Genomic DNA, 9,340 nt, shown 5'->3' on the forward strand with positions numbered 1-9,340 from the left:
CGTGAAGGTTTCTTGTCTATATTTGTAACCTCTGAAAAAAGGTAAAGATTCTTATCTCGCTGATTAACAATTGAAAAATCCCAAAAAACAATGGATTGCGTTAAGCTTGCTTACGCTGATGCTTGTAAAAGCGTGGGTGCTTCCGTTGTTATACCTGGATTTTGAGATCCGCCGCGACTACATTATTGCCAATTTGTGCGTAAACCGTGACAAGCCGATGATGCATTGCGACGGGAAGTGTTACCTCGCCAAACGCATTGCCGAAGCCAAGGAAAAAGAAGCGCGGCAGGCTGAGAACGACTATTTGTCTCATCTTTTATATCAGGTAATGGATAGCAGTCAGGCTGTTTATTCAGCACCGCCGGTCACTTTTGAAGTGCGGATGCCTGTCAATTACCAATACAAATCTCCTTTTGCAGCGCGTAATGCTGTGGCCGATATTTTCCATCCGCCTCTGGTTTAACTGATTTCTTTTAAGGGTATTTACGACTTTCATTTTGCCGACAAAGCAGATTGATTGCAAGGATTTTTCCGTTCGAACCGTACGGAAAACGGAATTCGTATGTACCTGTTTTTGAATTTTCAGTTTAAACAAGATTGTATGAAACCAGGCTTTTCAATTTTATATATTTTTATTTTCCTCTCCGCACTGTTGTTCTCCTGTGGCTCCGACGAGCCCGAACCAACCGATGGAAACGGCCGTGGTGATATCGTTTTTTATTTTGATAACACGGTTGGTAACGAGCTTCTTGCGCTTAACAACACGAATTATAAAAATGCCAGCGGAGAGAGTTTTCGTGTTTCGGCGCTGAGTTATTATGTTTCGAATTTCAAATTGCTTCGCAAGGATGGAAGCCAGTATGTGATTCCGCAGGATTCGAGTTATTTTTTGATCAATGCCGCTGATAAAGAAAGTTATGAAGTAAGACTGGAAAATGTACCCGTCGGGGATTATTCAGGCGTTACTTTTATGCTGGGCGTAGACAGCGCCAGAACCGTAGCTGCGGCGTCAAAACGGACAGGTGTACTGGATACCGGGGCTGGGAAAACGGGTGCGGCGATGTATTCGGATGCTAACGAAGGCTACACTTTCTTGAAACTGGAAGGGACGTCTGCAGCAGCGCCTGCTGCGAACGGCAACAAATTTGCATATCAGATCAAAGGTTTTGGCGGATTGACAACGAAAACAGCCAATAACATCAAAACGATAAGCGTTCCTTTTACCGGAACCACAGCGACTGTTACGACAAGCAAGTCGCCGGAGGCTCATTTGCTGATCAACATTCTGAAAATATTTGATGGCGTCACGAAAGTCAGCATAGCGGGTTTGCCGCAGGCAGCAACCCCTGAACTGACTGCACCGCTGGCCAACAATTATACAACGATGTTCAGTCTGGATCACATCCATCCTACGTCCAGTGCTCATTGATGTTAATCGTGAAAAACAGTGAAATCAATTAAGAAAATATTGGAGCAAAAACGACTGATAAGGCCTGTTCTGGTCTTGTTGATCGGTGTGACTTGGATAGGCGTCATGTTGGGTGCATGCAAACCGGAAGAAAATAATCAGGAGCCGGAACCGTCCGGATCAACACCGCTGGCATGGAAAAAACCGGCAAATTTCCCGGATCCCGTTTATAACCTGACCAAGAATCCGTTGACAGAAGAAGGTGTTGCATTGGGCAAGTTTCTTTTTTACGACGGCATCCTTTCCAGCAACCAGATTATCGGATGCGGAACCTGTCATCAGCAGCAGTCTGCTTTTACGCATCATGGACATGAATTAAGTCACGGTGTCAACGACCAGCTTGGAAGACGCAACTCGCCTTCGATTCAAAACGTGGCCTGGAATCCGGCTTTCTTTTGGGATGGCGGCGTGTTTGATATGGATTTCGTCCCTTTCAACCCGATCGAAAACCCGGTAGAAATGGGTGAAACGGTAAACCATGTGCTTGAAAAACTGCGGAACACGCCTGATAAATCGGCAAAGGTGCAGGTAGATTATCCTAAAATGTTCAAGGCTGCATTTGGTACACCGGAGATCACCACGGAACGAATGATGAAGGCTTTGTCGCAGTTTATGACCACCATGGTTTCGGCCGAATCGCGTTACGACAAGTTTGCCCTGGGTGATGTTACCGCGCTTTCAACGGAAGAAAAAGAAGGGCTTAAACTGTTTCGGCAAAATTGCGGATCGTGTCATGAAGGTGAGCTGTTTACCAATTTCAGTTTCAGGAATAATGGTTTGGCACCCTTAAAGGCCGACGATCAGGGACGTTATGAAGTGACAAAAAGCGAAGCGGATAAGTACAAATTCAAAGTGCCGAGTCTTCGGAATATCAGTTTCACAGCGCCCTACATGCACGATGGTCGTTACAAAACGCTGGGTGAGGTCATGGAACATTACACCGATAAAGTAATAAATTCCGAAACGCTGGATCCATTGCTGAGAGCTGGCGGGAAGCCGGGGCTTAATCTCAGCGAAACTGAAAAAGAGAGCATTATAGCTTTTCTCAGAACGCTGAGTGACGACAACTTTATAAAAAATAAATCCTTTTCCGATCCCGGAATCGGCAACGCATTATAAATTTTTAACGATGAAAATACGCAGCTTTTTAATGACCCTGCTTTTGGCACCGCTTTTTTCGCAGGCCTGTGATATATGCGGGTGTGCAAACAGCGGATCCTATTTCGGACTTATGCCGCAATCCAACAAGTCGGTTATTGGTATCCGTTACAACCATCTGAATTTCACGACGCACCCTGCAAGCCAGGTTTTACGCACGGAAGAAAAATTTAACGTTACAGAACTTTACACACGGTTTTTCCCGATAAAACGGGTGCAGATCATGGCGTTTTTGCCGTATCGGATGGATCAGCAGATCACGACTTCCGGGACTAAAAAACAGAATGGTTTTGGCGACATGACCATCCTCATCAATTACAACATTCTGAATACGCTCATGGACCGGGAAAATTCTTCAAAATTCACGCATACGCTGATGGTCGGCGGGGGGATCAAACTTCCGACGGGGCGTTTCAAGTATGATGAAAATGATGTTTTGCAGGTTGCCAACGCCAATTTTCAGCCGGGCACCGGTAGCACGGATTTTATCTTGAACGCATTTTACACCGTCAATCTGGATCAGTGGGGACTGGGTTTCAATGTTTCAAGAAAATTCAATACGACCAACTCGCAGGAATATCATTTTGGAAATCAGTTGTATGGAACCATGGATTTGTACCGGTCTTTTAAAGTGGGAAAAATGACGTTGACGCCAGCCGTTGGCCTTTATGCGGAGCAATCTGCACGCGGGACAAAAAATGATGTGGTTTTGGATGAAACGGGTGGCAGGCAGTTAAACGGAACGGTAGGCTTGAATCTTTTCTCAAACCGCTGGACTCTGGGTATTAACGGCCAGAAACCCATTGCGCAGAAAAGTAATTCGGGGCATGTGGTCGCGAAGGAAAGGATACTGGTACAGGTTGGCTTTCTTTTTTAGAGATTTCAGAGCTCCTGAAATTTAATATACGACTTGGCTGCGGTGCTATATCAAAACCTGCTGTTTAGCCGTTTTTGAAAGTAACCGTTCGTGAGTAAATGTCTGATTTTTTATAACAGAATCTTATTTAGTTTTATAAATAGTATGAAAAAACTGGTGTATTTCTATCTTCTTTTGATGGTGGTTTCTTTGCTGGTCGTAGCTTGTAAAGATGACTCCGATGAAATAAAAGATCCCGGACTAGTGGCCGGAAAAGGCAAATTTCTGCTGCAATTTGACAACGTGGTGGGAAAGCAGGACCTTGTTCTTGATAACAAAACCTATACCAATAGTCTTGGCGAAAGTCTTACGATATCCCGGTTCAATTATTTTGTTTCCAACATCAAGCTTCTGCGTGAAGATGGACAAAGTTATACGATCCCACAGGATTCGAGTTATTTCAGAATTGTGGAGTCTGATCCGAAATCTCAGATTCTTTCACTGAACAACCTGCCTGATGGAAATTATTCGGGAATTGAATATATCATCGGAGTAGACAGTCTGCGCAGTGTTTCCGGGATCGAGAAAAGGGGAGGCGCTTTGGATCCGTCGGGTGAAATGTCTGGAGATGGTATGTACTGGGCCTGGAACTCGGGCTACATTTTTCTTAAACTGGAAGGCGCCTCGCCGCAATCGTCCGCTTCCAATGGCAAGTTTTATTACCATATCGGCTTGTTTGGAGGGTTTAACCAGAAAACGGTCAATAACATCAAAACGGTTAAAATTGATTTTGGAGGAAGCAGGGCCATTGTGAAAGGCGACAGTATTCCGAGCGTAAAATTGTATGCCGATGTGGAGAAGGTTTATAACGGTCCCAACCCGATCAGTTTTGATAAAAATCCGAGCATTATGGCTGATCCGGTTTTGTCGGTTGGAGTGGCCAATAATTACAAATCGATGTTTAGTTTTGGAGAGCTAAAACAGAATAGCCAGGCAAAGTAACCGGGCCAGTCGCTGAAATCATTTATGGATAAAACGTTTCATGTTGTTGTGAAGAGGATTTGCCTGCTTTTGAGCGTGTCATTAGTCATGTTGCTGATGGGGATAGCCTGCTCGGGATCGGGAGGAGGTACGGATAATCCTGATCCGGACCCTGAACCAACCGGGCCGACACCGCTGCAATGGGTGAAACCAAAACATTTTCCAGATCCGGTTTATGATCTCACCAAAAATCCTCTGACGGCCGAGGGCGTTTTACTGGGCAAGTTTTTGTTTTATGATGGCATCCTTTCCCGCACCAATATCATCGGATGCGGCACCTGTCATCAGCAGCAGTCTGCTTTCACGCATCATGGGCATGAACTTAGCCACGGTGTGGACGATAAGCTGGGCACACGAAATGCGCCTGCTGTTCAGAACCTTGCATGGAATACGTCATTTTTCTGGGATGGAAATGTGCATGGGCTGGATTCTGTTCCGCTCAATCCGATTCAGAATAAGGTGGAAATGGATGAAACCATGGACAATATTCTGGTGAAACTGAGGGCAACACCCAATCCAGCCTCCAAAGTGCAGGTGGATTATCCTAAAATGTTCAAGGCTGCGTATGGTACTACGGAAATTACTTCTGAAAAGGTAAGGAAAGCCTTGTCGCAGTTTATGATGACGATCGTTTCAGCCAATTCGAAATACGATTATTATGTGCTGGGTGACGCTGCTGCTTTCACGGCCGACGAAAAAGCAGGCATGGTACTTTTCAAACAGAAATGTTCCTCATGTCATAGCGGTGAATTATTTACCGATTTCAGCTTCCGGAATAATGGCCTGCCGCCGAAGAAGATAAATGATCAGGGACGTTACGCGATCACTAAAAACAACAGCGACCTGAACAAATTCAAGGTGCCAAGTTTGAGAAATGTTGCGCTTACCGCGCCCTACATGCACGATGGCCGGTTCGTTACTTTGGAGCAGGTACTTAATCACTATACCGATTCGATGCAGTCGTCGGAGACTTTGGACGATGTTTTCAAGCTGGCCGGCGGAAAAGTCGGGGTTAACCTGACGGCCTCAGAAAAGCAAAGTATTATTCTGTTCCTGCGGACATTAAGCGACGATCAGTTTATTCGTGATCCGGCGTTATCGGATCCGGGTGTTGGAAATGCCCTTTAATTAAAATCAATGCGCGTCTTTACAGCCTATTTGTTGTTGTTTTCGATAATGCTGCCAACGGTTAGCCCGTGGGGGACGATCGCGTATTTCCATTTAAACCGTGATTATATCGCAAAGGTACTTTGTGAAAATCGCCAGCGGCCCGAGCTGAAATGTAACGGTAAATGTTATCTGGCCCGAAAACTCAAAGAGCAGGAAGACAATAAGGACAAGGAGACAACAAGTCAGGTTCAAAATTTGCCTGTGTTGCAGCTTTTTAATCAGCCTGTCACCTTATTTAAATTTTCTCCCGATCTTTTGCACCTGAAAGAAAAGCCCGGTTTTTTCTATCAGCTCGCCGTTTATCTTTCTCCCGCATCGCGTTTACTGAGACCGCCCAGGGGCTAGGTTTTGCATCGATTTTCTGGTTTTACCACATCCCTTTATTCTTTCTGACGATCGGATTTATCACACATTTAGATAAATGTGTGAGGGGAAATCATGTGTAACCCGAACAGATTTCAACCAATCATCTTTCTGGATTTTAGTAAACAAAACATTTATGAAACGAATTTTCATTTTCGCTCTGGCGACTTTTATATTTTCCTCTTGTGATAGTAACGATGATGCATCGGACGTGGCACCTGTTACAAATTCAAAAACAAGTATCACTTTTGACGCCCGCGTTGGTTCTGCCGATTTTGCCCTAAACAAGGATTTTGTCATTGGCAGCCGGACCTACAACTTTTCAAAACTTCGGTATTGGGTCAGCAACGTCACATTGGTTGATGCAAAGGGCGCGGAATATCTCGTTCCCAATTCATATTACCTGATGGAGGAAGTGGGCGACCTGAACCTGTCCGGCACGATTGCAGATAAGCTTACCTATCCTGCCCGCAAAAGGGAGACCATCGAGGTCGGGGATATTCCGGCAGGGGAGTACAAAAGCATCAAATTCTCTATCGGTGTGGATGCCAGACACAACGATAATCTGAGCCTTACCGACGGCGAACTGACCATTGCCAATGGCATGAGCAATATTGCCTGGATGTGGCACACGAGTTATATTTTTACTTCGGTGGGTGGCACGGTGAAGGAGGGGACAACGGGTGGAGAATTTACGGCAGAAACAGGTTTGAACGCCAATTACAAAACGGTTTCTCTTGATTTTACAACACCTGTCAATTTTGCAACCACCAAAGGTGTGGTACTTAATCTGGATGTGACCCGTATTGTCGATGGGATTGATCTGATCAAAACCCCAAAAGTAAATGCCGCACAGGCCACGATCATGTCGGCTTTGGCAAATAACTATGGAACCAAGGCGCTCTCTTTCAGTGCGATTTCAAAATAAATTAGGCACTATTGAAAAACTTGGCTTTCCATATTGCTGGTTTAAGTTTTGTTCTGGCGGCTTGCCATGACAATCCGAAAGTTGAACCGGGATCTCAGCCTTATGGGTTTGAGGTCCCGGCCAATTTTCCTGTGCCGCAGGAAAATCCTGAAAACCCGATGACGAAAGAGGGGATTGCTTTGGGCAGATTGCTCTTTTACGATGTTCGGCTTTCTGGCAATAACAAAATTTCCTGCGCAAGCTGTCACGAGCCAAAGCTGGCTTTTAGTGACGGCAAAGCGCTGGGCAATGCCGGTGTTTCAGGAACAACGTTACATAGGCATGCCCCGGCACTCATCAATCTGGCGTGGGCAGGGAATGGTCTTTTTTGGGATGGAGGTTCCACAAATCTGGAATCTCAGGCATTTGGTCCGTTAACCGCCGCTGACGAAATGCATCAGGATTTATTTGAATTGATAGAAGAACTGAATATCGTTCCTGATTATGTAACGCGGTTTAAGGCTGCTTTCAATGAGAAAATTACCTCGCAAAATGTGGTGAAAGCGTTGGCACAGTTTCAGAGAAGCCTGGTTTCGGCCAGTTCCCGGTACGATAAATACCGGAGAAATGAGCCCGGAGGAAATTTATCGCCTCAGGAATTGGTTGGTTTGCAGCTGGTTCAGGAAAAATGTCAGGGCTGCCATGTCGGTGAGTTATTCACTGATCATGATTATCATAACAATGGTATTGATGCAGATTTTAGTAACGATGCCCTGGAAGGTATTTTTCAGGGAAGGTTCCGGGTTACTTATAAAACGGCTGATATTGGACGTTTTAAAACACCGACATTACGGAATGTTGCGCTCACCGCTCCCTACATGCACGATGGCAGGTTTGAGCGCCTGGAAGATGTGCTGGACCATTATTCAGAAGAAATTAAAACATCATCCACGCTGGATTTAAAACTGCCCGAAAAAGGGTTAAAGTTGAAAGCGGAAGAAAAAAAGGCGATCATAACATTTCTGAAAACACTGACAGATCAAGAATTTATCACCAACCCTGAATTCAGTCGCCCATAATCCTGTTGTTTATTTTATAGCCCGTTTCTATTTATTATTTACCATTACAATTAATATTCTACTATGAAGAAGTACATTTTAGCCGCCCTGACCATTTCGTTTTTATATGCCTGCAATGGTGCCGGTGAGAAAAAAGAGGGCCACGAAGGGCATGAGCATAACGATGAAAAAACACCTTTGGACGCCCAAACGCAGGAGATGCTGGCCATTCACGACAGCATTATGCCGCATATGGATCAGGTCATGAATTTGAAAAAACAGCTCGGCGATGATATTAAAACGACGGATAGTCTGATTAAGATCAAGTCGACAAGTTTGCTGACGGCACGGAAAGAGGAAGCGCAAAAATTACATGGACAACTGGACAGCGCGGATAAGGCGATGATGGGCTGGATGCATGAATTCAAATTTGATACGTTGAAATCGCTGGAGAAAACAGCGGCGGGTGCTTACGTCGCCGATCAAAAGAAAAAAATCGAAAATGTTAGGGTGCTCATGAATAAGGGTATTGCGGATGCGGCTCAGTTTGTTGAAAAAACGAAAAAGTGATATGAAAGTACCATGGATTTTGCGCATTGCGGTGCTATTAGCGATAAGTGCCGGCTGCCAGACTAAAAAGCTGGATTATTTCGGAGAACCCGAGGTAGTTAAAAAGGTGGTGGACGGGAAGGAAACCGAAGAGACGATTTATCCGACAATTCCTGACTTTTCGTTCACGAACCAGGATAAGCAGACGATTACCGAAAAAGATTTTAAGAACAAGGTTTATGTGGCTGACTTCTTTTTTGTGACTTGTCCTACCATCTGCCCGATTATGAAAAAAAATATGCTGACGGTTTACAAGGAATTTAAAGACAATCCGGATGTCAGAATTCTTTCGCATACCATCGATCCCGAACATGATACGCCGGAGATTTTGAAACAATATGCGACCGATTTGGGGATAGCGGGAAATACGTGGCAGTTTGTCACAGGTGATCGTGAGAGGATTTATGACATTGGCCAGAAACATTATATGGTGAGTGCGATGGAGGATTCAAGCCAGGCGGGCGGATATATCCATAGTGGTGCTTTTGTGCTGATCGATAAAGACAGGCATATCCGGGGTATGTACGACGGAACCACGCAGGAGGGGACAGACAAGCTGATCAAAGACCTGGGTGTTCTTTTAAAGGAATAAAAGAGGCTGTCTCAAAAGGGCAGTCTCTTTTTTTGCGTATATAGTGTTGTTTATTTTTTCAGAATTGATTATCTTTAGTTATAAGCAAATCAGGAAAAATGGGCCGCAGACAACCTAC

Annotated in this window: 11 protein-coding genes; all 11 read left to right on the forward strand. The window is 44.9% G+C overall.

The window, feature by feature from the left end; all coding sequences use genetic code 11:
* Positions 1-70: 70 nt before the first annotated feature.
* The 11 genes from RB622_RS23625 to RB622_RS23675 all read left to right on the forward strand — a co-directional run bounded on the left by RB622_RS23625 (position 71) and on the right by RB622_RS23675 (position 9,222).
* Positions 71-463 (forward strand): hypothetical protein, encoded by a 393-nt coding sequence (locus RB622_RS23625; RefSeq protein ID WP_308049184.1) that lies wholly within the window; start codon positions 71-73, stop codon positions 461-463.
* Between the two features lie 138 nt (positions 464-601).
* Positions 602-1,429, forward strand: a complete 828-nt coding sequence (locus tag RB622_RS23630) for an MbnP family protein (RefSeq protein WP_308049185.1) — start codon at positions 602-604, stop codon at positions 1,427-1,429.
* An 18-nt stretch (positions 1,430-1,447) separates the two neighbouring features.
* Entirely contained in the window at positions 1,448-2,587 is a 1,140-nt protein-coding gene (locus RB622_RS23635) for a cytochrome c peroxidase (RefSeq protein WP_308049186.1), read from the forward strand.
* A 10-nt stretch (positions 2,588-2,597) separates the two neighbouring features.
* Complete coding sequence (locus RB622_RS23640; RefSeq protein ID WP_308049187.1) at positions 2,598-3,503, forward strand: hypothetical protein; 906 nt, start codon at positions 2,598-2,600, stop codon at positions 3,501-3,503.
* 144 nt (positions 3,504-3,647) lie between these two features.
* The gene (locus RB622_RS23645; RefSeq protein ID WP_308049188.1) at positions 3,648-4,484 is read left to right on the forward strand and encodes an MbnP family protein; all 837 of its coding nucleotides are present in this window, start codon (positions 3,648-3,650) and stop codon (positions 4,482-4,484) included.
* Between the two features lie 24 nt (positions 4,485-4,508).
* Positions 4,509-5,651, forward strand: coding sequence for a cytochrome c peroxidase (locus tag RB622_RS23650; protein ID WP_308049190.1), 1,143 nt, complete (start codon positions 4,509-4,511; stop codon positions 5,649-5,651).
* A 9-nt stretch (positions 5,652-5,660) separates the two neighbouring features.
* A complete protein-coding gene (locus RB622_RS23655) occupies positions 5,661-6,038 on the forward strand; it encodes a hypothetical protein (protein WP_308049191.1) in 378 nt (125 codons plus the stop codon).
* A gap of 154 nt (positions 6,039-6,192) precedes the next feature.
* A complete protein-coding gene (locus RB622_RS23660; RefSeq protein ID WP_308049192.1) occupies positions 6,193-6,984 on the forward strand; it encodes an MbnP family protein in 792 nt (263 codons plus the stop codon).
* 20 nt (positions 6,985-7,004) lie between these two features.
* A complete protein-coding gene (locus tag RB622_RS23665) occupies positions 7,005-8,042 on the forward strand; it encodes a cytochrome c peroxidase (protein WP_308049193.1) in 1,038 nt (345 codons plus the stop codon).
* 63 nt (positions 8,043-8,105) lie between these two features.
* Positions 8,106-8,591: a hypothetical protein gene (locus RB622_RS23670; protein WP_308049194.1), complete on the forward strand. Its 486-nt coding sequence runs from the start codon at positions 8,106-8,108 to the stop codon at positions 8,589-8,591.
* 1 nt (position 8,592) lies between these two features.
* Positions 8,593-9,222, forward strand: coding sequence for an SCO family protein (locus RB622_RS23675; protein WP_308049195.1), 630 nt, complete (start codon positions 8,593-8,595; stop codon positions 9,220-9,222).
* The last annotated feature ends 118 nt before the right edge of the window (positions 9,223-9,340 follow it).

Origin of the sequence: Dyadobacter sp. LHD-138 (assembly GCF_030929615.1) — a bacterium.
Taxonomy (GTDB): Bacteria; Bacteroidota; Bacteroidia; order Cytophagales; family Spirosomataceae; genus Dyadobacter.

What these genes read in the sequence shown, in the direction of transcription:
- RB622_RS23630 (WP_308049185.1), top strand. Translation starts at nt 602, where the DNA reads ATGAAACCAGGCTTTTCAATTTTATATATTTTTATTTTCCTCTCCGCA.
- RB622_RS23640 (WP_308049187.1), top strand. Translation starts at nt 2,598, where the DNA reads ATGAAAATACGCAGCTTTTTAATGACCCTGCTTTTGGCACCGCTTTTT.
- RB622_RS23645 (WP_308049188.1), top strand. Translation starts at nt 3,648, where the DNA reads ATGAAAAAACTGGTGTATTTCTATCTTCTTTTGATGGTGGTTTCTTTG.
- RB622_RS23650 (WP_308049190.1), top strand. Translation starts at nt 4,509, where the DNA reads ATGGATAAAACGTTTCATGTTGTTGTGAAGAGGATTTGCCTGCTTTTG.
- RB622_RS23655 (WP_308049191.1), top strand. Translation starts at nt 5,661, where the DNA reads ATGCGCGTCTTTACAGCCTATTTGTTGTTGTTTTCGATAATGCTGCCA.
- RB622_RS23660 (WP_308049192.1), top strand. Translation starts at nt 6,193, where the DNA reads ATGAAACGAATTTTCATTTTCGCTCTGGCGACTTTTATATTTTCCTCT.
- RB622_RS23670 (WP_308049194.1), top strand. Translation starts at nt 8,106, where the DNA reads ATGAAGAAGTACATTTTAGCCGCCCTGACCATTTCGTTTTTATATGCC.
- RB622_RS23675 (WP_308049195.1), top strand. Translation starts at nt 8,593, where the DNA reads ATGAAAGTACCATGGATTTTGCGCATTGCGGTGCTATTAGCGATAAGT.